Source organism: Streptomyces sp. NPDC056144 (assembly GCF_042264145.1).
GTDB lineage: Bacteria > Actinomycetota > Actinomycetes > Streptomycetales > Streptomycetaceae > Streptomyces.
Window position 1 is genome coordinate 437,004 of sequence record NZ_JBHJVF010000004.1, and the last position, 21,730, is coordinate 458,733.

The 21,730-nt window shown below is 71.6% G+C and carries 16 protein-coding genes and 2 pseudogenes; 5 read left to right on the forward strand and 13 right to left on the reverse strand.

Translation table 11 applies throughout. The features are described from left to right. Positions 1 to 52: 52 nt before the first annotated feature. The gene (gene modA / locus ACFC0Z_RS15990; protein WP_376437996.1) at positions 53 to 856 is read right to left on the reverse strand and encodes a molybdate ABC transporter substrate-binding protein; all 804 of its coding nucleotides are present in this window, start codon (positions 854 to 856) and stop codon (positions 53 to 55) included. A gap of 72 nt (positions 857 to 928) precedes the next feature. Further along, a complete protein-coding gene (locus ACFC0Z_RS15995; RefSeq protein WP_376437603.1) occupies positions 929 to 1,321 on the reverse strand; it encodes a molybdopterin-binding protein in 393 nt (130 codons plus the stop codon). Positions 1,322 to 1,469: 148 nt separating this feature from the next. Between ACFC0Z_RS15995 and ACFC0Z_RS16000 the strand changes: the two genes are divergently transcribed. Genes ACFC0Z_RS16000 through ACFC0Z_RS16010 form a run of 3 tightly spaced genes read left to right on the forward strand, consistent with a single transcriptional unit; the run spans position 1,470 to position 4,455 of the window. Then, on the forward strand, positions 1,470 to 2,237 hold the full coding sequence (locus tag ACFC0Z_RS16000) for a (Fe-S)-binding protein (protein ID WP_376437605.1): 768 nt from the start codon (positions 1,470 to 1,472) through the stop codon (positions 2,235 to 2,237). Beyond that, positions 2,234 to 3,799 (forward strand): LutB/LldF family L-lactate oxidation iron-sulfur protein, encoded by a 1,566-nt coding sequence (locus tag ACFC0Z_RS16005; RefSeq protein ID WP_376437608.1) that lies wholly within the window; start codon positions 2,234 to 2,236, stop codon positions 3,797 to 3,799. Before ACFC0Z_RS16000 ends, ACFC0Z_RS16005 begins: the two co-directional genes overlap by 4 nt. Next, positions 3,796 to 4,455, forward strand: coding sequence for a lactate utilization protein C (locus tag ACFC0Z_RS16010; RefSeq protein ID WP_376437611.1), 660 nt, complete (start codon positions 3,796 to 3,798; stop codon positions 4,453 to 4,455). Before ACFC0Z_RS16005 ends, ACFC0Z_RS16010 begins: the two co-directional genes overlap by 4 nt. A gap of 37 nt (positions 4,456 to 4,492) precedes the next feature. Here ACFC0Z_RS16010 and ACFC0Z_RS16015 read toward each other — a convergent pair whose 3' ends face one another. The 5 genes from ACFC0Z_RS16015 to ACFC0Z_RS16035 all read right to left on the reverse strand — a co-directional run bounded on the left by ACFC0Z_RS16015 (position 4,493) and on the right by ACFC0Z_RS16035 (position 12,103). Next, entirely contained in the window at positions 4,493 to 7,534 is a 3,042-nt protein-coding gene (locus ACFC0Z_RS16015; RefSeq protein ID WP_376437614.1) for an alpha-mannosidase, read from the reverse strand. 83 nt (positions 7,535 to 7,617) lie between these two features. Further along, positions 7,618 to 8,871, reverse strand: coding sequence for a glycosyl hydrolase (locus tag ACFC0Z_RS16020; protein WP_376437617.1), 1,254 nt, complete (start codon positions 8,869 to 8,871; stop codon positions 7,618 to 7,620). A gap of 56 nt (positions 8,872 to 8,927) precedes the next feature. Next, the gene (locus ACFC0Z_RS16025; protein WP_376437619.1) at positions 8,928 to 9,812 is read right to left on the reverse strand and encodes a carbohydrate ABC transporter permease; all 885 of its coding nucleotides are present in this window, start codon (positions 9,810 to 9,812) and stop codon (positions 8,928 to 8,930) included. Then, on the reverse strand, positions 9,809 to 10,789 hold the full coding sequence (locus ACFC0Z_RS16030) for a carbohydrate ABC transporter permease (RefSeq protein ID WP_376437621.1): 981 nt from the start codon (positions 10,787 to 10,789) through the stop codon (positions 9,809 to 9,811). The genes ACFC0Z_RS16025 and ACFC0Z_RS16030 overlap by 4 nt, the downstream gene beginning before the upstream one ends. A gap of 15 nt (positions 10,790 to 10,804) precedes the next feature. Further along, positions 10,805 to 12,103 carry an ABC transporter substrate-binding protein gene (locus tag ACFC0Z_RS16035; protein ID WP_376437623.1) on the reverse strand — a complete coding sequence of 433 codons (1,299 nt, stop codon included), beginning with the start codon at positions 12,101 to 12,103 and terminating at the stop codon, positions 10,805 to 10,807. A 246-nt stretch (positions 12,104 to 12,349) separates the two neighbouring features. Here ACFC0Z_RS16035 and ACFC0Z_RS16040 point away from each other — a divergent pair, with 246 nt between their 5' ends. Together ACFC0Z_RS16040 and ACFC0Z_RS16045 are read left to right on the forward strand one after the other, a co-directional pair. After that, entirely contained in the window at positions 12,350 to 13,648 is a 1,299-nt protein-coding gene (locus ACFC0Z_RS16040; protein WP_376437625.1) for a LacI family DNA-binding transcriptional regulator, read from the forward strand. 75 nt (positions 13,649 to 13,723) lie between these two features. Further along, positions 13,724 to 14,692: an ROK family protein gene (locus tag ACFC0Z_RS16045; protein ID WP_376437627.1), complete on the forward strand. Its 969-nt coding sequence runs from the start codon at positions 13,724 to 13,726 to the stop codon at positions 14,690 to 14,692. Between the two features lie 63 nt (positions 14,693 to 14,755). Here the strand turns inward: ACFC0Z_RS16045 and ACFC0Z_RS16050 are convergent, their stop codons facing one another. The 6 genes and pseudogenes from ACFC0Z_RS16050 to ACFC0Z_RS16075 form a co-directional block, all read right to left on the reverse strand. Continuing rightward, positions 14,756 to 15,847 (reverse strand): ABC transporter ATP-binding protein, encoded by a 1,092-nt coding sequence (locus ACFC0Z_RS16050; protein WP_376437630.1) that lies wholly within the window; start codon positions 15,845 to 15,847, stop codon positions 14,756 to 14,758. 219 nt (positions 15,848 to 16,066) lie between these two features. After that, a complete protein-coding gene (locus ACFC0Z_RS16055; protein ID WP_376437633.1) occupies positions 16,067 to 17,263 on the reverse strand; it encodes a S8 family peptidase in 1,197 nt (398 codons plus the stop codon). 133 nt (positions 17,264 to 17,396) lie between these two features. Further along, complete coding sequence (locus ACFC0Z_RS16060) at positions 17,397 to 18,662, reverse strand: MFS transporter (protein ID WP_376437636.1); 1,266 nt, start codon at positions 18,660 to 18,662, stop codon at positions 17,397 to 17,399. A 101-nt stretch (positions 18,663 to 18,763) separates the two neighbouring features. Continuing rightward, positions 18,764 to 20,098: pseudogene (locus tag ACFC0Z_RS16065) on the reverse strand (VOC family protein); the annotation flags it as partial. A 33-nt stretch (positions 20,099 to 20,131) separates the two neighbouring features. Then, positions 20,132 to 21,103, reverse strand: coding sequence for a quinone oxidoreductase (locus ACFC0Z_RS16070; RefSeq protein WP_376437639.1), 972 nt, complete (start codon positions 21,101 to 21,103; stop codon positions 20,132 to 20,134). A 78-nt stretch (positions 21,104 to 21,181) separates the two neighbouring features. After that, positions 21,182 to 21,367 (reverse strand): annotated as a pseudogene (locus ACFC0Z_RS16075) (CorA family divalent cation transporter); the annotation flags it as partial. Positions 21,368 to 21,730 lie beyond the last annotated feature (363 nt).

Here is a 21,730-nt window from a genome sequence, read left to right on the forward strand (position 1 = left end):
GTCCGCACCCCCGTGCCGGACAGCCCCCTTGATCAGATGTGCTCACATGCCGTTACGGCTTCTGGAAACCGGCGTCCTGGAGGATCTTCTGCCCCTCGGGCGAGGAGAGCCAGGCGATGAACGCGGCGGCGGCCTCGGCGTGCTTCGAGCCCTTCAGCGCGGCGGCCGGGTACTGCGCGACGGCGTTCTGGTCGTCCGGGATCTCCACGGCGTCGACCTTGTCCTCGGCGCTCTCGGCGTCCGTCCTGTAGACGAGACCGGCGTCGGCCTCGCCCAGCTCGACCTTGCTCAGCACGGAGCGCACGTTCGGCTCCTGCGAGACCGGCTTCACCGTGATCTTCTGCGCGTCGAGGATCTTCTTGCTGTACTTGCCCGCCGGGACCTCGGGCGCGGCGAGGACGACCTTCAGCTTGGGGTCGGCCAGGTCCTTCAGCGCGTCGATCTTGAACGGGTTGCCCTCGCCGGTGGCGATGACGAGCCGGTTCTTCGCGATGACCGCCGGGGTGCCGGTCTCTGCCTTCACCTTGTCCATGCTCTTGGTGTCGGCGGTGACCAGCACGTCGGCGGGCGACCCCTGCGATACCTGGGCGACGAGCTCCTGCGAGCCGGCGAAGGAGAAGGTCAGCTTCGTGCCGGGGTGCGAGGCCTCGTACGCGGCTCCCGCCGTCTTGAAGACGTCGGTGAGGGAGGCGGCGGCGAGGACCGTCAGGCCGACCGGGGACGCGGAGGCGGTGGAGCCCGCGGTGTCCTTCGTGGCGCCGTCCTTGGTGTCGTCCTCGGAGCCGCAGGCGGCGAGGGGGACGAGCAGGGCGGCGGTGAGCGCGGCGGAGACGATACGGCGTGACACGGGGATCAGGGCTCCTCGGGACGAGACGTGTGGAGGACGGGTGTCGAGAAGGCGGTGCGGCGCCGTACTGCGTGAGGGGTGTCAGGTGCGGTCGATGTGCACGCTGGTCGACTTCACGCGGGCGGTGGCCTGCATGCCGACTTCGAGTCCCAGCTCCTCCACGGCCTCACGGGTGAGGAGGGAGACCAGGCGGTGCGGTCCGGCCTGGATGGTGACCTGGGCGGCGACGTCGCCGAGCTTGATCGCGGTGACGATGCCGGGGAAGGCGTTGCGCGCCGAGGTGTACGGGGTCTCCTCGTCGTCGGCGGCCTGCGCGAGTTCCGTGGAGAACGCGGCGAGCGACTTGCCGTCGATCACGCGCTTGCCGTTCTCGTCGCGGTGGGTCGCTACCTTCCCCGCGTCCGCCCAGCGCCGCGCGGTGTCGGGGCTGACGCCCAGCAGTCGCGCGGCCTGTCCGATGGTGTAGGACTGCATGTGCGACACGTTAGGGCGCATGGGCTCTCATCTGCAAGATCTTCATGGGACTCTCCATGGCGCATGAGAGAGGGGTGGGAGGAAGCTACGAAGGAGTCGCGAGGGCGCGAGTCTGTACGGTCTGATCACACCTGAACCGGGAGGCTCCGTGCGCGTCGGACTCTTCGCCACCTGCCTGGGGGACACGCTCTTCCCCGAGGCGGTCAAGGCGACCGCCCTGCTGCTCGCCCGCCTGGGCCACGAGCTGGTCTTCCCGCCCGACCAGACCTGCTGCGGGCAGATGCACGTGAACACCGGCTACCAGCGCGAGGCCGTCCCGCTCGTCCGCGGCTTCGCCGAGCAGTTCGGCGACCCGTCGATCGACGCCGTCGTCATGCCCTCCGGCTCCTGCGCGGGCTGCGTGCGCCACCAGCACGGCCCGGTCGCCGCGCGGTACGGCGACGCGGCGCTGCGCGCCGGGGTCGCGAGCGTCGAGACCAAGACGTACGAGCTGTCGGAGTTCCTCGTCGACGTGGCCGGTACGGTCGAGGTGGGCGCGTACTTCCCGCACCGCGTCACCTACCACCCCACCTGCCACTCCCTCCGCATGGTCCGGGTCGGCGAGAAGCCCCTGCGGCTGCTGCGCGCGGTCGAGGGCATCGACCTCGTCGAGCTCCCCGAGGCGGACGCCTGCTGCGGCTTCGGCGGCACCTTCGCCCTGAAGAACGCGGCCACCTCCGCGGCCATGCTCGCGGACAAGGTGGCGAACGTGACGGCGACGGGCGCCGCCGTGTGCGCCGCCGGGGACTCCTCCTGTCTGATGCACATCGGCGGCGGGCTCTCCCGCCTCCGCTCCGGTACGCGCACGCTGCACCTGGCGGAGATCCTCGCCGCGACCCGTACGGCTCCCCACGTGATGACGGAGGCGGCCCGATGACCCGCGAACCACGCGGCACCTTTCTCGGAATGCCGGCCCTGCCTCCCCGGTCCCCTTACGGAGAAGGCCAGTTGCGGGGCGATCGGGCGTTCCCCGAGGCCGCCGCGCGCGAACTCGGCAACGAGCAGCTGCGGACCAACCTCCACCGCGCCACCCGCACGATCCGCGCCAAGCGCCTCGCCGTCACCGCCGAGCTCCCCGACTGGGAAGAGCTCCGCGCCGCCGGGGCCGCCGTCAAGGCCGACACGATGGCCCGGCTGCCCGAGCTCCTCGAACAGCTGGAGGAGCGGGTCACCGCCGCCGGGGGAACGGTCCACTGGGCCCGTGACGCCGCCGAGGCGAACGCGATCGTGACGCGGCTCGTCGAGGCCACCGGAAGCCGGGAGGTCATCAAGGTCAAGTCGATGGCCACCCAGGAGATCGGCCTCAACGAGCACCTGGCCGAGCGGGGCATCACCGCGCACGAGACCGACCTCGCCGAGCTGATCGTCCAGCTCGCCGACGACCGCCCCTCGCACATCCTCGTCCCCGCGATCCACCGCAACCGCGACGAGATCCGCGGCATCTTCCTCGACGGCATCCCCGGCGTAGACCCCGAACTGACCTCCTCGCCCGCCGAGTTGGCGGCAACCGCCCGCGCGTACCTCCGCGAGAAGTTCATGACCGTCCCGGTCGCCGTCTCCGGCGCCAACTTCGGCATCGCCGAGACCGGCACGCTCTGCGTGGTCGAGTCCGAGGGGAACGGCCGGATGTGCCTGACCCTCCCGAAGACCCTGATCACGGTCATGGGCATCGAGAAGGTCCTGCCGACCTACGCCGACCTGGAGGTCTTCCTCCAGCTGCTGCCCCGCAGCTCCACGGGCGAGCGGATGAACCCGTACACCTCGCTCTGGACCGGCGTGACCCCCGGCGACGGCCCGCAGGACTTCCACCTCGTCCTCCTCGACAACGGCCGCACCGCCGCGCTCGCCGACGCGATCGGCCGCCAGGCGCTCCACTGCATCCGCTGCTCCGCCTGCCTGAACGTCTGCCCGGTGTACGAGCGCGTCGGCGGCCACGCGTACGGCTCCACGTACCCCGGCCCGATCGGCGCGGTCCTCACCCCGCAGCTCGCGGGCATGGACGCCGCGAAGGACGACCCCAACTCCTCGCTCCCGTACGCCTCCACGCTCTGCGGAGCCTGCTACGACGCCTGCCCCGTGAAGATCGACATCCCGTCACTCCTCGTCGAACTCCGCCGCCAGAGCGTCGGGTTGCCCGGCCACCGCGCCGAACGTCTCGCGATGAAGGCCGCGGCGGCCGTCATGGGCAGTCCGAAGCTGTACCGGGCGGCGCAGAAGGCGTCCCGGGTCGGGCGCGTGGTGGCCGGCAAGGACGGCACGATCACCCGGCTGCCCCCGCCGCTCGACGGCTGGAGCGACAGCCGCGACACCCCGGCGCCGCCGCGCCGCACGTTCCGCGAGTGGTACGCCTCCGAGGCCGGCCGCGCGGCCCTCGCGGAAGCGGCCGATCGGTACGAGGAGCATCACGCGCAGGAGGAGAAGGAGACCGGAGACCGATGACGACCGCACGAGAGACGGTCCTGGCCCGCGTCCGCGCGGCCCTCGCCGCCGCCCCGGGGCCCGGCCCTGACGACCCCCCCTCCGTCGAGCCCGTCCCCGTCGAGCGCGCCTACCGCCGTGACCGTACGGCCCCGGACGCCGAGCGGCTCGACCTGCTCACCGACCGCCTCCTCGACTACAAGGCGCGGGTCCGCACCTGCACCGCCGCCGGGACGGCCGCGACGCTCGCCGACGTCCTCACCGGCCTGAAGGCCCGGCGGGTCGGCGTCCCCGCCGGGCTCGACCCGGCCTGGCTCGCGGGGTGGGACGGCGAGGCGGTGCCGGACGGACCGGAGGTCCTCCCGGCCGACCTCGGCGCCCTCGACGCGGTCGTGACCGCCTCGACGGCCGCGAGCGCCGAGACCGGCACGATCTTCCTGGACGGCTCCGCCGACCAGGGCCGACGCGCCCTCTCCCTCGTCCCCGACGTCCACGTCTGCGTGGTGGACCTGTCGACGGTCGCCGTCGGCGTGCCGGAGGCCCTCGCCCGCCTCGCGCCGCACCGCCCGACGACCCTGATCAGCGGCCCCTCGGCCACCTCGGACATCGAGCTGGAGCGGGTCGAGGGCGTCCACGGCCCCCGCACCCTGATCGTGGTGATCCGCACGGACGCGTGAGGGAGTTCACACGTCCGCGCGGATCGCGGAACAGGCCTCAGGCGCGGCGGAAGCGCAGCGTCCTCAGCTCGAAGGGCCGGAGCTCCACCGGTACGGGACCGGTCACCGGCCCGGACACGGCGCCGTCCAGGGGGCGTTCGAGGAGGTCCGTCGCCACCACGTCCGCCGCCTCGAAGCCCGGCGTCAGGGTCGTCCGTGCCCGGCCGCCGTGGGCCTCGTGGAAGCGGACGACGACGTCGCCGCTGCCGTCGTCGGCGAGCTTCACGGCCGTCACCACCACCGCGTCGTCGCCCACGGTCACCAGCGGGGCCACCGCGCCCGCGCCGGTCACCTCGCGTTCCGGCAGGTTCACCCGGTAGCCCTCGCGGACCGCGTCCCCGATCGTCGCCCCCGGCACCAGCGCGTGCCGGAAGCGGTGGAGGCCCTGGTCGGTCTCCGGGTCGGGGAAGCGCGGGGCCCGCAGCAGCGAGGCCCGCAGCGTCGTCGTCGTCCCGCCGTCACCGCCGTCGGCCTCGTCGCGGACCTGGCGGGTGACGTCGTGCCCGTACGTCGAGTCCGTGACCAGGGCAACGCCCCAGCCCGGTTCCTCCATGTGGACGAAGCGGTGGTTGCACGCCTCGAACTTGGCAGCCTCCCAAGAGGTGTTGGTGTGGGTGGGCCGGTGGAAGTGCCCGAACTGCGTCTCCGACGCGTACCGTTCGGCGTGCACGTCGAGCGGGAACGACAGCTTCAGGAACTTCTCCGTCTCGTGCCAGTCGACCTCCGTGTCGATGTCGAGCCGCCGCGCCCCCGGATGCAGCGAGATCACCTGCACCACCGTCGACTCGCCGAAGGCCCGCGCGACGCGGACCGCCACCGCACCCCCCTCCGGGGCCGCCGTCTCGGGCGCCACCTCGTCGGCCTCGGTCAGGTCCGTGACCGTGTTCCGGTAGAAGGCGTCCACGTCCCAGGCGTCCCACATGTTCGGGAAGTCCGGGTGGAGCTGGAGCAGGTTCGCCGGCGTGCCCGGCGCCACCGCCTCCCGGTCGTTCTCGATGTCGTACGCGGAGACGACCAGGCCCCGGACGTCGACGACGACCCGCAGGAGGCCGTTCTCCAGGACGTACGAGCCGTCGGCGCCCTCGCTCAGGCGCGCCGTCCCCGCCCGTACCGCCGCGCCCGCGCCGCCCGCCGGGACGCCGTGCCGCGCGTGCGGCGCCGCGTTGAAGACCAGCGGCGTGCCGCCCTCACCGGCGAGCGCGGCCTGCGCCGACTCGACGATCGCGGTCAACTCTCCCGCGATCCGCCGGTACGTGGCCTCCGCCTCCCGGTGCACCCACGCGATCGACGAGCCCGGCAGGATGTCGTGGAACTGGTGGAGCAGCACCGTCTTCCAGATCCGGTCCAACTCCTCGTACGGGTAGGGGAATCCGGCGCGCACGGCGGCGGTCGCCGCCCACAGCTCGGCCTCCCGCAGCAGGTGCTCGCTGCGCCGGTTGCCCTGCTTGGTGCCCGCCTGGCTGGTCAGCGTCGCCCGGTGCAGCTCCAGGTACAGCTCGCCCACCCACACCGGCGGCTTCGGGTACTCGGCCTGCGCCTTCTCGAAGAACTCCGCCGGAGTCTCCCACCGCACCCGCGCCGACCCCTCCAGGTCGCGCAGCCGGGCCGCCTTCGCGATCATCTCGCGGGTCGTGCCGCCGCCTCCGTCGCCCCAGCCGGTCGGTGCGAGGGAGTGGCGGGCGACCCCCTTGTCCTTGAAGTTCCTCGCCGCGTGGGCGACCTCGCTGCCCTTCATGGCGCAGTTGTACGTGTCGACCGGCGGGAAGTGCGTGAAGATCCTGGTCCCGTCGATCCCCTCCCACTGGAAGGTGTGGTGGGGGAACTTGTTCACCTGCGACCACGAGATCTTCTGCGTCAGAAGCCACTTGGAGCCCGCCGCCTTGATGATCTGCGGGAGGCCGGCCGCGAAGCCGAAGGTGTCCGGCAGCCAGGCCTCGTCGTTCTCGACTCCGAACTCGTCGAGGAAGAACCGCTTCCCGTGCACGAACTGACGGGCCATCGCCTCGGAGCCCGGCATGTTCGTGTCGGCCTCCACCCACATGCCGCCGGTCGGCACGAACCGGCCCTCGGCCACGGCCGCGACCACCTTCGCCCACACCTCGGGCCGGTGCTCCTTGATCCACGCCCACTGCTGGGCCTGCGACATGGCGAAGACGAACTCCGGCTCCTCCTCCAGGAGGTTCGTCATGTTCGAGGTCGTCCGCGCCACCTTGCGGACGGTCTCCCGCAGCGGCCACAGCCACGCCGAGTCGATGTGCGCGTGACCGACGGCCGAGATCCGGTGCGCGGACGGCTCGGCGGGGGAGGACAGGACGTCGACGAGCAGCGAACGGGCCTCCTCCGCCGATCCGTTGACGTCCTGGAGGTCCACCGCGTCGAGCGCCCGGTCGACCGCCCGCACGATCGCGTACCGCCGCGCCGAGTCCACCGGAAGCTCGGCCATCAGCTCGCCGAGCACCTCCAGGTCCATGACCAGCTGCCACACGGTCTCGTCGAAGACGGCGAGGTCCATGCGCGCCAGCTTGTACAGCGGGTCGCCGTGCGAGGTCTCGATGTCGCCCAACTGGGTCGGCAGGAAGGGGTGGTAGTCGAGCAGGACGGGATTGGAGGCGGCCTCGATCCGGTACTCGACCTCCTCGCCGCCCTCGGCCGGCCCGGCGACCCTGACCCACTGGTTGCGCGGGTTGAGGCCCTTCACCGGGGTGCCGTCGGGCCGGTGGACGAGGCCCTCGCACTGGAAGCCGGTCATGTTCTCGTCGAAGCCGAGGTCGAGGATCGCCTCCACCGTCCGCCCCGCCCACTCGGCCGGGACGGTCCCCGTCACCGTGAACCAGCTGGTGCCCCACGGCCTGCCCCACGGCTCGCCCACCGCCGTCGGGCGGCTCGCGGCGGCCAGGCCCTCCGCCACGGGCACGGGCTCGCCGGGGGCCTCCCAGACGGCGATGTCCATCGGCACCGAGACGGGGTGGACGGCGGGTCGGATGCGTTCGTCCAGGACGCGCTTGAGGCGGGCCTCGACGAGTCCGCGGTCGTCGTGCATGAGGGGGCTCCTTCGGTACGTGCTGCGGTGGGGGGAGTGGCCGTGCGTGCTTCGGTGGGCGCGTGCTTCGGCGAGCGCGTGCGTCAGTGGACCTGGTCGACCGTGACCACCTCCGTGATCCCCCTCGCCGCCAGGTGCCCCGCGTCCCCCGCGAGCTCCGCCCGCACCACGGCCGGCCGGACCCCGTCCGCCACGAGCCGGAAGTACGCCTCGGAGAAGGCGCCCCCGGGGGCGCACACCGACCGCGTCGCCATCCCGGGGCCCTCGCCCGCGTCCACCACCAGGGCCGTGGTGCGCGGTGCCGGGGCGTAGGCGCGGGACCCGTCCCCGTACCCCCGCGCGTACGACTCCAGGACCCGCGCCGTGTCCTTCGGCTCCCGTTCGTTGGTGAGGAGCCCGAGCCCGTACTCCAGCTCGGGGAAGTCGGCGAGCGCGCGCGAGACGTCGTGCGAGCACCACCAGGTGACGCCCCACAGGTCCGGGCAGTCGAGCGCGTTCCGCAGCGTGGCCTCGGTGAACGCGGCCGCGTGCTCCGGCGGTACGAGGGGGGCCGGGGCGCCGACCTCCTGGAGCCACACCGGGCGGCGCGGGTCGCGGGCCCAGGCCTTCGACAGCTCGACCAGGTAGGCCGCGTGGTGCTCGGTGGGGACCGAGGTCCGGCCGTGGAGCTGGGCGGTGCCGTTGAACACCCACGAGTGGACCGCGGTCATCGCCCCGTGCCGGGCCGCGTGGTCCGGGGTGAAGGGCATGTCGTCCTGATACCAGCTGGCGTCGTACTCGGCGTGGAGGTGCGGCAGGCCCGGCGCGCCCTCCTCGCAGGCGGCGAGCATCCGGGTGAGCCAGGCGTCGATCTGCCCGGGCGTGGCCCGGTCGGGGTCGGGGTGCGGGTCGGCGGAGAACTGGTTGATCTCGTTGCCGACGGTCATCCCGAGGAAGTTCGGCCGGTCGGCGAGCGCGCCCGCGAGGGTCCGCAGGTACGCGGCCTGGCCGTCGACGACGTCCGGGTCGGTGAAGAGGTTGCGGCGGTGCCAGGTGCGTGTCCAGGCGGGGAGGAAGTCGAAGCTGGACAGGTGGCCCTGGAGGCCGTCCACGTTGACGTCGAGGCCGAGCTCGCCGGCCGTGTCGACCAGGTCGAGGAGGTGCTCGACGGCGCGCGGCCGGATCAGGGACCGGTTGGGCTGGAAGTACGGCCAGAGGGGGAAGACCCGGATGTGGTCGAGGCCGAGCGCCGCGACGGACTCCAGGTCGGCGCGGACGGCGCCGGGGTCGTAGTCGAGCCAGTGGTGGAACCAGCCGTGGGTGGGCGTGTAGTTGACGCCGAAGCGGGGCGTGGTCATGTGGGGGTCTCCAGGGAGGGGAGAGGAGGAGGGGGAGCTGGGGTGCGGGCCGGGTCTCAGCCCTTGACCGCGCCCTCGCCGACGCCTCGGAAGAAGAAGCGCTGGAGGCAGGCGAACATCACGATCAGGGGGGCGACCGCGATGATCGTGCCGGCCGCTACCACGCGCTGGTTGTTGGCGAAGGTGCCGTGGAGGAAGTTGAGTCCCACGGTCAGCGTGAAGTTGTCCGAGTCCGAGAGGACGATGAGCGGCCACAGGAAGTCGTCCCAGGCGCCCATGAAGGCGAAGATCGCGACGACGGCGAGGGTGCCCTTCACAGCGGGGAGCGCGACCTTCACGAACCGCTGCCAGACGTTGGCGCCGTCGACGATCGCGGCCTCCTCGATCTCGAAGGGGATGTTGGAGAACGCGTTGCGCATGAGGAGGACGTTCATCGCGCCGATGCAGCCGGGAAGGACGACCGCGACGAGCGTGTCGTTGAGGTCGAAGCTCCGCATGGTCGCGAACTGGGCGATCATGATGGCTTCCATCGGGACGAGCAGCGCCAGGACGAACACGAGGGCCGCCGTGGCCCGCCCCTTGAAGCGGAGCCGGGCGAGCGCGTAGCCGGCCATGGCGGCGCCGAGCACGTTGGTGAAGACGTTGGTGAAGGCGACCTTGACCGAGTTCAGGATGTAGTCCCACACCGGGATGATGTCGGCGACGCCCTGGTAGTTGTCGAACGTCGGGTGCTCGGGCAGCAGTTGGGGCGGCGAGGTGAAGATGTCCTCGGTGGCGCCCTTGAGCGAGGTGGACAGCTGCCAGAGGAACGGGCCGATCATCACGATCAGGACGAGGACCAGTCCGGCGTAGCGGAGGGCCAGGAGCCACTTCGAGCTCCGGCGGCCCCGCTTGCGCTTCCTCGGGCGGGAGGTGGCGGGGGCGGTGACGGTGGAGGTCATGCGTCCTTGTCCTTCCGGTCGGCCCGCAGCACGAAGAGCATCAGGAACAGCGTCAGGACGAAGAGGGTGATCGAGATCGCCGAGGCGTATCCCGTACGGCCCTGGAGGCCGGTGCCGACGCGCTGGATCAGCATCACGAGCGTGGTGTCCTGGCCTCCGGGGCCACCGGTCGGACCGGCGATCATGAAGACCTCGGAGAAGACCTTGAAGGCCGAGACCGCGGAGAGCGCGCCCACGAGCACCATGGTCGAGCGGACCGCCGGAACGGTGATCGAGCAGAAGCGGCGGACGGGGCCCGCGCCGTCCACCTCGGCGGCCTCGTGCAGCTCGCGGGGGACGTTGGCCAGCGCCGCGAGATAGATGATCATGTAGTAGCCGAGGCCCTTCCAGACCGTCAGCAGCATCGAACTCAGCAGCAGCAGCCACTGGTTGGAGAGGAACGGCACCGGGTCGACGCCGACCATCTGCAGGACGCCGTTGACGAAGCCGCGGTCGTCCAGCATCCACACCCACATCAGGGCGACGACCACCACGGACGCCACCACCGGCGTGTAGTACGCGGAGCGGAAGAACGCGATGCCGGGGACGTGCTTCTGCACGAGGAGGGCCAGCAGCAGCGGCAGGAGGACGAGGAGGGGGACGACCACGACCACGTACAGGGCGCTGTTGCGCAGGGCGACCCAGAACTGCTCGTCGGAGAAGAGGGCCTGGAAGTTGGCGAAGCCGACGAACTCGCCCTCGGTGAGGGTGCGGGCGTCCGTGAAGGACTTCCACACCGTCGCGAAGAACGGGTAGAGGTTGAAGGCCAGGGTGACCAGGAGGCCGGGGGCCAGGAACAGCCAGGGGCTGTACGGCTTGTGGGTCCGGCGCCCCCGCCCGCCGCCGCGCCGGGGCGCGCGGCGGCGGGCGGCGGACTCGCCGGCGCCCTTCACGGAACCGGTCGGCGGGGCCGACGTGGGTGCGGTGGTGGTGCTCACGGCGTCACCGCCCGGTCAGTTCTGCTCGAGGAGCTTGTTCATCTGGTCAGCGGCGCTGTCCAGGGCCTCCTTCGGGCTCGACTTGCCCGTGAAGCACTTGGCGATCTCGTTGCGCAGGATCGTCTTCATCTCGTCGCTGAAGAGGACCGGCGTGTAGTTCACCGCGGTCGGCAGCATCTTGGCCGAGGCGACCCGGATCTTGCCCTCCTCGGTGCCGTCCTCCTTCGTCCAGTACTCCTTGTCCAGCGAGCCCTTCGTGGACGGGAAGACGGCGACCTTGTGGCCGAAGGCCTCCTGGTTCTTCGCGTTGGTGAGGAAGTGCGCGAAGGCGACGGCGGTCGCGGTGTTCTCGCTCTGCGCGTTCACCGAGAGGCCCTGGAGGTACATGTTCTGCTTGCCGGTGTTCGTCGGCACCTCGGTGATGCCGATGTTCTCGTACAGCGACGGCGCGTTCTGCTTGAAGTTGTCCAGGTCGTGGGCGCTGCCGGGGTTCATGGCGATTTCCTGCTGGAGGAACTTCTGCCCCGTCGAGTCGTCCTTGAGCGTCAGGGTCTGCTTGTGCAGCCCCCCGTCGTCGTACAGCTTCTTGAACCTGGTGAGGAGTTCCACGCCCTTCTCGCTGTTGAGCGTGATCTTCTTCCCCTCCTTGTCCATCGCCTCGACGCCGTAACGCCCGAAGTCCTCGACCGTGGGCGGCTGTCCGAGCGTCGCCTCGCCCTTCTTCGCGAGCTGCGTGGCCGTGGCGAAGAGCTCGTCGAAGGTCTTCGGCGGCTTGTTCGCGTCGACGCCGGCCTTCTCGAACATCGTCTTGTTGTAGAAGAGCGGGCCACTGTTGAGATACCAGGGGAAGGAGTACGTGCCGTCCATGCCCGGCATCTCGAAGCCCTTCCAGGCCCCTTCCAGATACTCCGGCTTGAACTTCTTCGCGACCTCGTCCTTGTCGAGGTTGAGCAGCAGCCCCGCCTTGGCCAGCGGGAACGCCAGGTCGGGGGAGAGGTTGACGACATCCGGCAGCGAACCCGCCGAGGCGTCCGCGCTGAGCTTGTCCGGATATCCGTCGGCGGGCTGGTCCACCCACTTCACCTTCGCACCGGGATACTCCTTCTCGAAGTCCGCGATGACACCCTCGAAGTAATCTTTGAAGTTCGCCCGCAGATTCCAGGTCTGGAACTTGATGGTCCCTTCGACCTTTCCGTCGGTGGACGAACCGGCCTTCGTGGAACCCCCGCCGCCACAAGCGGTGACGGTGGCGAGAGCGAGGGCCGTGCCGAGTCCGACGGCTGTCCGGATCGCGACGCTGCGAGGAATGGACATGAGTGGCTTACTCCTTGCTGGAGAAAATCCCGGTGTGCCGAGCTGCCCTCACCCTGAAGTCCAATGACTCTGCGGTCAAAGCGTGTTGAGCCGGTCAAATTCGTGAATGCGCAGGTCGCAGGCGCTAAAAAGGACTAAATTCTCTAAACCTGTGGCCTTTGGACGCTGTGCCCGGGACCGTACGGGAGTTTCACTGTGGGCAGCGGACACGAGGGCTCGGCGCGGAGCCGGACGGGAGCACGGCCCATGAACGGCACCGGGGGCGGGAACACGAGCGGCGGCGGAACACGGCCCGGAACCCCACAACGCCGCACCGGACCGGCCATCGTCGGGCGCAGGTCGCCCCGCGACGGCCGCCGTCTCTCCTGGGACGACACCCGCGCCGCGCCCCCGCGCCGCGTCGCCACCCTCCAGGAGATCGCCGACGAGGCCGGGGTCTCCGCGACCGCCGTCTCCTTCGCCCTCAACAACCGCCCCGGCGTCTCCGACGAGACCCGCCGCCGGATCATCGCCATCGCCGCGCGCCTCGGCCGCCACTCCCGGACGGACGCCCCGGGCCTCGGGCGCGCGCGGTCCCGGGCCATCGGCCTGGTCCTCGCGCGCCCCGCGGGCAGTCTCGGCGTCGAGGCGTTCTTCCTCCAGCTCGTCTCCGGCATCCAGGCCGCCCTCGCCCCCCACGACCACGCCCTGGTCTTCCAGATGGTCGACGGCGTCGAGGCCGAGTGCGACCTGTACCGGCGCTGGTGGGCCGAGGGCCGCGTCGACGGCGTCATCGTCGTCGACCCCCGGGTCAGCGACCCCCGCCCCGAGACCCTCGCCGTTCTCGGACTCCCGGCCGTCGCCATCGGGGCGATGGGGGGACCGGACGGCGGTACGAGCCAGGGCGGTACGAGTCGGGGCGGTACGTCCCTGAGGGGTACGTCCCTGAGGGGTACGGCCCCGAGGGTTACGGTCCCGAGCGGTGCGGCCCCGGGCCGGGCGTCCCGTCGCCAGGGCGGCGGCCTCTCCACCATCTGGGCCGACGACGCCGGCGCGATGGACCTCATCGTCCACCACCTCCACGAGCTCGGACACCGCCGGATCGCCCACATGGCGGGCCCGCCCGGCCTCGCCCACACCGCCCGCCGCATCGCGGCCCTCCGCTCGGCCGCCCGGCAACTGCGGCTCGACCACATCGTCTCGGTGACCACCGACCACTCCGACCGGCAGGGCGTCAAGGCCGCCCGCCGGCTCCTCGGCGCGTCCCTCCGGCCCACGGCCCTCATCTGCCACAACGAGGTCATGGCGGTCACCGCCGCCGGCGTGGCCGCCGAGCGCGGCCTGCGCATCCCCGAGGACGTGTCGATCGTCTCCTGGGAGGACTCGGCGCTCTGCCGTGCCTTCCACCCGCCGCTCACCGCCCTCACCCGCGAGCCGGGCTCGTTCGGCCGCCGGGCGGCGGCCGAGGTCCTCCACCTCCTGGCCGGCGCCCCGCCGCGCCGCCTCCAGGACCCCATGCCGAGCCTGGAGGTCCGCGAGAGCTGCGCCCCGCCGCCGACCCCTTGACCGCCCTCTTCGCCCTACCCCCCCTCACCCCCCACCCCTCACCCGTCAACGACAAGCGAGCGAGCCTTCCTCCCCATGCCCCACACCTCCCTCCCCACTTCCGTCCCCGCCTCCGACCTCGTCGCCGCGATCGACATCGGCGGGACCAAGATCGCCGGAGCGCTCGTCGACGCCGGCGGCGCGCTGGTGACCCGTACGCAGCACCCGACCCCCGCCACCGAGGGCGCCGAGGTCCTCATGGCCCAAGTGGCGCGCGTACTCGACGAGTTGCGTGCTCACCCGGAGTGGTCACGGGTGCGCGCCGTGGGGGTCGGGTCGGCGGGGCCGGTCGACACCGCCGCGGGGACGGTCAGCCCGGTCAACATCCCCGGCTGGCGGGATTTCCCGCTCGTCGACCGCCTCCGTGAGGCGGTCCGCGCGACGGGCGAGGAGCTCCCGGTGCGGCTGATCGGCGACGGCGCCGCCGTGGCCGCCGCCGAGCTCTGGAACGGCGCGGCCCGGGGCCGTACCCACGCCCTCTGCATGGTCGTCTCCACCGGCGTCGGCGGCGGTCTCGTCCTCGACGGAAAGCTCTACACGGGCCGCAGCGGCAACGCGGGGCACATCGGCCACATGAGCGTCGACCTCGACGGCGAACCGTGCCCCTGCGGCGGCCGGGGCTGCGTCGAGCGCCTCGCCAGCGGCCCGAGCATCGTCCGGTACGCGCTCGCGCACGGCTGGAGCCCGCCGGAGGGCGAGGAGGCGACGGCCCGTACGGTCGCGGACGCGGCGCGGCGCGGCGAGCCCGTTCCGCGCGCGGCCTTCGCGCGGGCCGCCCGTGCGGTGGCGGCGGCCGTCGCGGCGACGGCGGCACTGGTCGAACTGGAGGTCGTCGTCATCGGCGGCGGTGTCGCGGCCTCGGGCGACCTGCTCTTCGGCGCGGTCCGCGCCGAGTTGAAGGAGTACGCGACCCTGTCGTTCACCCGTGACGTGCGGGTCGTGCCGGCGCAGGCTGGCACGGACGCGGGCCTGGTGGGGGCGGCGGCGGTGGCGTTCGGCGTCTGAGGCGGCACGAAGGAGCCGGGTCGCGCGTCGAGCGCGACCCGGCTCCTTCATGGAGTGGACGCCTCAGTCGGGCAGCCGCTCCCCGGTGGCGGCGGAGAACAGATGGATCTCGTCCTGCCGGGGAAGGACGCGCACGGTCTGGCCCCGCAGCCCCTCCTCACGCCCGTAGGTCCGCACGGTCATGGGTGCCTCCTCGCCGCCGCCCAGGTCGACGCGTCCGTAGGCGAATCCCTCGGAGCCCAACTCCTCGACCGTGTAGAAGGTGACCGGAAGGCCCTTGTCGCTGTGCTTGGCGTGGAAGTCGAGGTGCTCGGGGCGGATGCCGAGGGTGATCGTGTCGCCGTCGGCGGCCTTCCGCGCCGTCTCGCTGACCTCGACCACGCTGCCGCCGAAGCGGATGCCCTCGTCGGTGAGCGGCAGGGTGAAGAGGTTCATGGCGGGGGAGCCGATGAACCCGGCGACGAAGACGTTGGCCGGCCTGTCGTACATCGTGCGGGGCGGGTCGCACTGCTGGAGGACGCCGTCCTTGAGCACGGCGACGCGGTCGCCCATCGTCATGGCCTCGACCTGGTCGTGGGTGACGTAGACCGTGGTCGTTCCCAACCTCCGCTGGAGCGCGGCGATTTCGGCGCGGGTCTGGACGCGGAGCTTGGCGTCGAGATTGGAGAGCGGCTCGTCCATGAGGAAGACCTGCGGCTCGCGGACGATCGCGCGGCCCATGGCGACGCGCTGCCGCTGGCCGCCGGAGAGCGCCTTCGGCTTGCGCGCGAGGTATTCGGTGAGGTCGAGGATGCGGGCGGCCTCCTGGACGCGCCGCTCGATCTCGGCCTTGTCCACCTTGGCGATCTTCAGGGCGAAGCCCATGTTCTGAGCGACCGTCATGTGCGGGTAGAGCGCGTAGTTCTGGAACACCATCGAGATGTCCCGGTCCTTCGGAGGGAGGTCGGTGACGTCGCGCCCGCCGATCCTGATCGCGCCCTCGGTGACGTCCTCCAGCCCGGCGAGCATGCGCAGGGTCGTCGACTTTCCGCAGCCGGACGGCCCGACGAGGACGAGGAACTCCCCGTCCGCGATGTCGAGATGGAGGTTCTTGACGGTGGGGGCGTCCGCCCCCGGGTAGGTCAGCGACACGTTGTCGAAGACGATGCCTGCCATGGCGGTTCCTGTCCCATCACCGGCGGTACGTGCCGGACGATCCGAGTGGGGGGTGTCGCCTAGTGGTGTAGACCAATAGGGCGATGTCCCCACCCAACGCGGGCGGACCCGGGCCGGTCAAGCCGTCCCCGGCCCCGCCCGGGGCCTCCGGTGAAGAGGGGACGTACGGCCCGGGCCCGGGCGGGACCAAGGCCCCGCCCGGGCGCCGGGGGAGAGGGTCTAAAGGCCGCCGGTCCAGAGCAGCTTGTTGGGGGTGTCGGGGCTGAGATTGGTCAGCAGGCCCTTCGTGGAGTAGCCGTCGAGCCATTGGGCGACCTCGGTGGGGGAGGCCGTCGGATGCACGGCCTTGTAGAGCGCGGCGACGCCGGCGACGTGCGGGGCCGCCATGGAGGTGCCGTTCAGGGCGACGGTGCCGCCGCCCAGCCGCGCCGAGACGATCTGCTGGCCGGGCGCGAAGAGTTCGACGCACCGGCCGTGGTTGGAGAAGGACGTCTCCTCGTCCGACGCGTTGGAGGCGCCGACGGTCACCGTTCCCTCGGCGGAGGCGGGCGAGACGTCGCAGGCGTCCTTGGCGGAGTTTCCGGCCGCGATCACGGGCAGCACGCCCGCCGCCTGGAGGGCCGTGACGGCGCTGTTGAGCGCCGGGGACTTGTCGCCGCCCAGCGAGCCGTTCAGCACGGCGGGGTGCCGGGCGTTCGCGGCGACCCAGTCCACTCCGGCGATCATGCCCGAGTACGAGCCGCGGGAGTCGCAGCCCAGGACACGCACGCTGACCAGGGACGCCTTGCGGGCGACTCCGTACGTCTTCCCGGCGACCGTGCCCGCCACGTGGGTGCCGTGCCCGTTGCAGTCCTGGCCGAACCGCCCGTCCCCGATGGCGTCGAAGCCGAAGGAGGCGCGGCCGCCGAACTCGTCGTGCGCGTAGTCGATGCCGCTGTCGAGGATGTACGCGGTCACCCCCGCGCCGCTCCCGCGCGTGGTGAAGTCGTTGTCGAGCGGCAGCGTCCACTGGTTGATCCGGTCCAGCCCCCAGGTGGCGGCCGGAGCCCGCGTCCCGGCGGGGGTGGCCGGCTGCGGCGGCGCGAGGGCCACCGCGTCCTCCTCCACCGAGGCGACCCCCGGCGTCCTGCGCACGAGGTCCAGCTGGACGGGCGTCAACGGCACCGCGAAACCGTTGAGGGCCTTCTCGTACACGAACGTCGGCTTCAGGCCGAGCGTCTCCGCGGCCTGCGCCGCGTCGACGGTCCGGTCCAGCGTCACGATGTACTTGCCGGGCAGCGCCTTGGCCGAGGTGAGCAGCGGCGCGGGCGGCGGCTCGGGCGCGAGGGCGTCGGGGGAGGCGGCGGCGAGTGGCGCGGCGAGGACGAAGGCCGTGGTCAGGGCGCTCGCGAGTGCGAGTCTGGTGCGTGTGTTCATGGGGCCGAGGCCATCACGCGGTCCCGATGGCCGCCGACGACACCACGTGCGCGCCCGGGTGATTCCGGCACCTGCCCGGAAGATCACCGCAATGCGCGCACGTGGTGGGTGGCCTGTTCCATGGCCTGTTCCGTCAGGCCGCCAGCGTGGTCTCGGTGTTCGCGGGGGCGGTGGACAGGTCCTTCCGCAGGACGGAGGGGCGTCCGCCACGCCGGCGCGGCCACAGCAGGAGCGCGGCGGCGGCACCGACAGCCGCGAGGGCCGCGAGGACGGACCAGGCGAAGGTGAGACCGGGGTTCGTGCCGAGCCATCCCGCGACGGGGTACGTGACGAGCCAGGCGAGGTGCGACAGGGAGAACTGGGCGGCGAAGGCCTCGGGGATGCGGTTCGCCTCGACGGCGCTCCGGATGACCTTGCCCGTGGGGGTGATGACCAGCGCCATGCCGACGCCGATCACGCCCCACACGATCGCGGTGCCGGTCCAGGACGCGAGCCCGGAGGCGGCGAGGGCGACGGCGCCGGCCGTGCCCGCGACGAGGACTCCGGCGCCGGTCACCATGACGGTGCGGGCGGCGACCCGGTCGAGGACCCGGGGGAGCGCGAGGGCGGCGAGGAGTGTTCCGCCGCCGGAGGCGGCGAGGATCCATGCCACGTCCGACTGCGTGCCGCCGAGGGTGTCCCGCACGTGGTTGACCGTGTTGACGACGACGATCGAACCGGCCGCCGCGACCACGAGGTTCAGGGCCATGACGCCGCGGAGCCGCGGGGTGGCGAGGAAGGTCCTGATCCCGGCCGCCGCCTTGTCCCACGCCTTGGTGTGGACGCTGGGGCGGGCGTCGGGGACGCGGGTCGAGAGGACGAGGGCGGTGGAGAGGGCGAATCCCACCGAGGTTCCGAGGAACAGCAGGTCGAAGCTGACGAAGCTCAGGGCGACCGCCGCGAGGACGGGGCTGAGCAGGCTCTCCATGGTGGACGCGACCTGCGACGCGGACAGGGCCCGGGTGTAGTCGGACTCGTCGGTGACGATGTCGGGGATGACGGCCTGGAACGTCGGCGTGAACGCGGCCGAGGCGGACTGGAGGACGCCGATCAGCACGTACACCTGCCAGACCTCGGTGACGAAGGGCAGCGCCAGGACCACCAGGGCGCGGACGACGTCGAGGGAGGCGAGGAAGGCCCTGCGCGGCAGCCGGTCGACGTACGCGGCGGCGAGGGGGGCGATCACGACGTACAGGACCATCTTGATGGTCAGGGCCGTGCCGAGGACGGTGGCGGCGCGCGGCCCGGCGAGCTCGTACGCGAGGAGGCCGAGGGCCACCGTGGTCAGTCCGGTGCCGAAGAGGGCGACGATCTGGGCGCTGAAGAGATGGCGGTAGTCGCGGAGGGCGAAGAGTCGCATGGTGTGTCCCTTCCAGGGGGGTCTCTACACATGGGCGGTGTCCTCGGGGAAGGGACATCGGAACGGGAACGGGAACCGGAACACGGGATACCTCCGAAGACTCAGTGCTGACCGTGGTGTGCGTGGTGCGCCTGGTGGGTGTGGTGCGCGTGGTGACCGTGCTGGGCATGCTCGGCCTCGCCCGCGTCCCGCGTCGTCCGCACGGTGAACTCGGCGGTGCGGACGACGCCGTCGTGCTGGAAGTCGAGGAAGAGCCGGTAGGTGCCGGCGGTGGGGGCGACCGCCATGAAGGTGATGTCCGGCCCCGGCGCGGTGGCACCGTCACCGGGTGTGCCCTCGGGGTGCACGTGCAGGTAGCCGAGGTCGCCGACGCGGAGCGCGACCAGGTGCCCGTAGGCGCCCAGGTAGGGCTGGAGGTCGGTGACGGGCTCGCCGTCGCGGCCGACCGTGAGCGTCAGCGCGCTCGCGGCACCCGGCGCGAGGTCGCCATGAAGAGCGACGCTGTACGCGCCGACCCGAGCGGTCCGGCTCTCCGCGGGAAGCGCCCGGGGCTCGTACGCCCCCGCGACCGCCGCGTCGATGCCGAGGGTCAGGCTCCTGCCGTGCCCGGCCGGGTGGATGTCGGCGAAGAACCGCCAGTCGCCGGGCGTCAGGTCCAGCTCGGCGGTCCAGGTCCCCCGCTCGTCCCTGACGGGGTGCACGTGCTGGAAACCGCTGGTGTCCCGCCGTACGGCGATGAAGTGCAGTTCCTTCTCGTGCTCGGGCTCGAAGGCGGTCACCGGCGCTCCGCCGGGACCGACGATCCGGAAGGCCACCTTCTGCGGCCCGGCGGGAAGAACGGTCGCGTCGAGCACGACCGCGTACCCGTCCTCGGCGACCGCCAGCCCTCCGGGCCGCCCGCCGCCGTGGGCGTCGTGGGCGTTCGTGTCGTGGCCGAAGTGCTTGTTCATGGTGCGCCTCCACGTTCTCGTGTGCGTCCTTGATGTCCATGACTGTATACCCCCCAGGGGTATGCATGCCAGAGGGGAAGGCGAGAAAGAAGCACACAACGCGACCGCGCCCACGACGGTCGTCGTGGGCGCGGTGCGGATCACCTCGTTGATGCCGTCGGCACGCTGCGTGAGCACGTGCTTCGCGCCGAGCGCCGTCAGGCGGGCGCATTCGGCCTCGAGCGTGGCCAGACGCTCCTCACCCACGAGCCCGGTGCCGGCCCGCACGCAGAGGTGCACCCGGTTCTTGACGACCTTGCCCTCGGGAACGCGCTGGAAGAGCAGGCGCGAGCCCACGCCCGTGGGATCGGTGCAGGCGAAGGAGACCTCGTCCTCGGGCGGAAGGGTGCCGTGGTACTCATCCCGGGTGGCGAAACCCCCCGGGACGGGCGGTACGACGTACCCCAGCACCTCGCACCAGAAGGCGGCCATCCGCGCCGGCTCGGCACAGCGGAAACAGGGCCTTGGTCCGTCGACTCCCTAGGGGATGACGAGCAGCTTGCCGGTGGTGCGCCGGGCCTCCAGGTCGCGGTGGGCCTGGGCGGCATCGGCGAGCGGGTAGCGGGCCGTCACGGTGGTCTCGAGCACCTTGGTGCGCACCAGTTCGAGGACGTCGGCGGCGCGCTGGAGCAGCTCGGACCGATCGGCGACGTAGTCCCCGAGGCTGGGCCGTATCAGGGTCAGCGAACCGCCCTGGGCGAGCCGGATGGGGTCGAAGGGCGGTACGGCACCACTCGCGGCGCCGAAGAGCACCAGGTGACCGCGGGTCCGCAGGCTGGCGAGGCTCGCCTCGAAGGTGTCCTTGCCGACGCCGTCGAAGACGACGGGCACGCCCTGGCCGCCGTTGAGCCGCTTCACCTCGGCCGCGAGATCGTCCACCTCGGAGTAGAGGATCACCTCGGCGGCCCCGGCGCGCCGCGCCAGCTGAGCCTTCTCCGGCGTCGAGGTCGTGCCGATGACCCGGCCGCCGAGATGGGTGATGAGCTGGGTCAGCACCAGCCCCATGCCGCCGGCGGCGGCGTGCACGAGCACGGTGTCGCCGGGCTGGACCGGGTAGGCGTCGTTGACGAGGTAATGGGCCGTCATGCCCTGCAGCAGCACGGCGGCGGCGGCCTCGAAGTCGACGCCGTCGGGCAGGGGCACGAGCCGGGAGGCGTCCACGACGGCCTGCTCGGCATAGGAGCCGGGAATCTCCACCCAGCCGACCCGGTCCCCCACGGCGACGTGGGTGACGCCGGGCCCTACCGCGAGAACCGTGCCAGCGCCCTCGGTCCCCGGGGTGAACGGCAGCGGGAGGGCGTACCGGCCCTGACGGTGGTACACGTCGAGGAAGTTCACCCCGGACGCGGCGACCTCCACGACCGCCTGCCCAGGCCCCGCCACCGGTCGATCGACATCGACCAGTCGCAGCACCTCGGGACCGCCCACCTCGGACACCTGAATCGTTCGCATGACCCCTCCTGAAACGGCTGATTCCCTCAGCAACCCCGTTCAGGGTGATCCGATTCCCGCTCGCGGCAGGGAAACCCGCTACAGCCAGTCCCGCCTCTTGAAGATCACGTACAGACTCGTGCACACCACCGCCATCAGCAGGATCGCGAACGGATACCCCGCTGCCCAGTGCAGCTCCGGCATGGTGTCGAAGTTCATGCCGTAGATCGTACCCGCCAAGGTCGGCGCAAACAGGATGGCGGCCCACGAGGAGATCTTCTTGAAGTCGTCGCCCTTAAGGGGCTGACCTGCGGGGATAGCTGCATGAGCCGTGCTGAGCTGCGGCTTTGCTCGTTTCCGGGGCTTTCGGGGTGACGCCGTTCTACGCAGCCGATTCTCCCCAGGCGCTCCCCAGAGGCGCTTCATTCTCCCCAGATTCTCCCCGGTGAGAGCCGCTTCGGAAGGGCGGCTGGTCCGGGGGGGAGAGAGAGCCACAGAGCAGGGCGTTGTCCCGCAGGACTGCTATCGGCTCAGCCAGCGCAGACTGCCATGTCCGATCCCGCCTGTTCCTTCATCTGGCAGAGGCGGCGGCCAGTTGTGGAGCAGGCAGGTTTGCGTGCAACGGCCCTTGCTGCGCCTGGCACGTGC

What these genes read in the sequence shown, in the direction of transcription:
- ACFC0Z_RS15995 (WP_376437603.1), bottom strand. Translation starts at nt 1,321, where the DNA reads ATGCAGTCCTACACCATCGGACAGGCCGCGCGACTGCTGGGCGTCAGC.
- ACFC0Z_RS16005 (WP_376437608.1), top strand. Translation starts at nt 2,234, where the DNA reads ATGACCCGCGAACCACGCGGCACCTTTCTCGGAATGCCGGCCCTGCCT.
- ACFC0Z_RS16010 (WP_376437611.1), top strand. Translation starts at nt 3,796, where the DNA reads ATGACGACCGCACGAGAGACGGTCCTGGCCCGCGTCCGCGCGGCCCTC.
- ACFC0Z_RS16015 (WP_376437614.1), bottom strand. Translation starts at nt 7,534, where the DNA reads ATGCACGACGACCGCGGACTCGTCGAGGCCCGCCTCAAGCGCGTCCTG.
- ACFC0Z_RS16020 (WP_376437617.1), bottom strand. Translation starts at nt 8,871, where the DNA reads ATGACCACGCCCCGCTTCGGCGTCAACTACACGCCCACCCACGGCTGG.
- ACFC0Z_RS16025 (WP_376437619.1), bottom strand. Translation starts at nt 9,812, where the DNA reads ATGACCTCCACCGTCACCGCCCCCGCCACCTCCCGCCCGAGGAAGCGC.
- ACFC0Z_RS16035 (WP_376437623.1), bottom strand. Translation starts at nt 12,103, where the DNA reads ATGTCCATTCCTCGCAGCGTCGCGATCCGGACAGCCGTCGGACTCGGC.
- ACFC0Z_RS16040 (WP_376437625.1), top strand. Translation starts at nt 12,350, where the DNA reads ATGAACGGCACCGGGGGCGGGAACACGAGCGGCGGCGGAACACGGCCC.
- ACFC0Z_RS16045 (WP_376437627.1), top strand. Translation starts at nt 13,724, where the DNA reads ATGCCCCACACCTCCCTCCCCACTTCCGTCCCCGCCTCCGACCTCGTC.
- ACFC0Z_RS16050 (WP_376437630.1), bottom strand. Translation starts at nt 15,847, where the DNA reads ATGGCAGGCATCGTCTTCGACAACGTGTCGCTGACCTACCCGGGGGCG.
- ACFC0Z_RS16055 (WP_376437633.1), bottom strand. Translation starts at nt 17,263, where the DNA reads ATGAACACACGCACCAGACTCGCACTCGCGAGCGCCCTGACCACGGCC.
- ACFC0Z_RS16060 (WP_376437636.1), bottom strand. Translation starts at nt 18,662, where the DNA reads ATGCGACTCTTCGCCCTCCGCGACTACCGCCATCTCTTCAGCGCCCAG.
- ACFC0Z_RS16070 (WP_376437639.1), bottom strand. Translation starts at nt 21,103, where the DNA reads ATGCGAACGATTCAGGTGTCCGAGGTGGGCGGTCCCGAGGTGCTGCGA.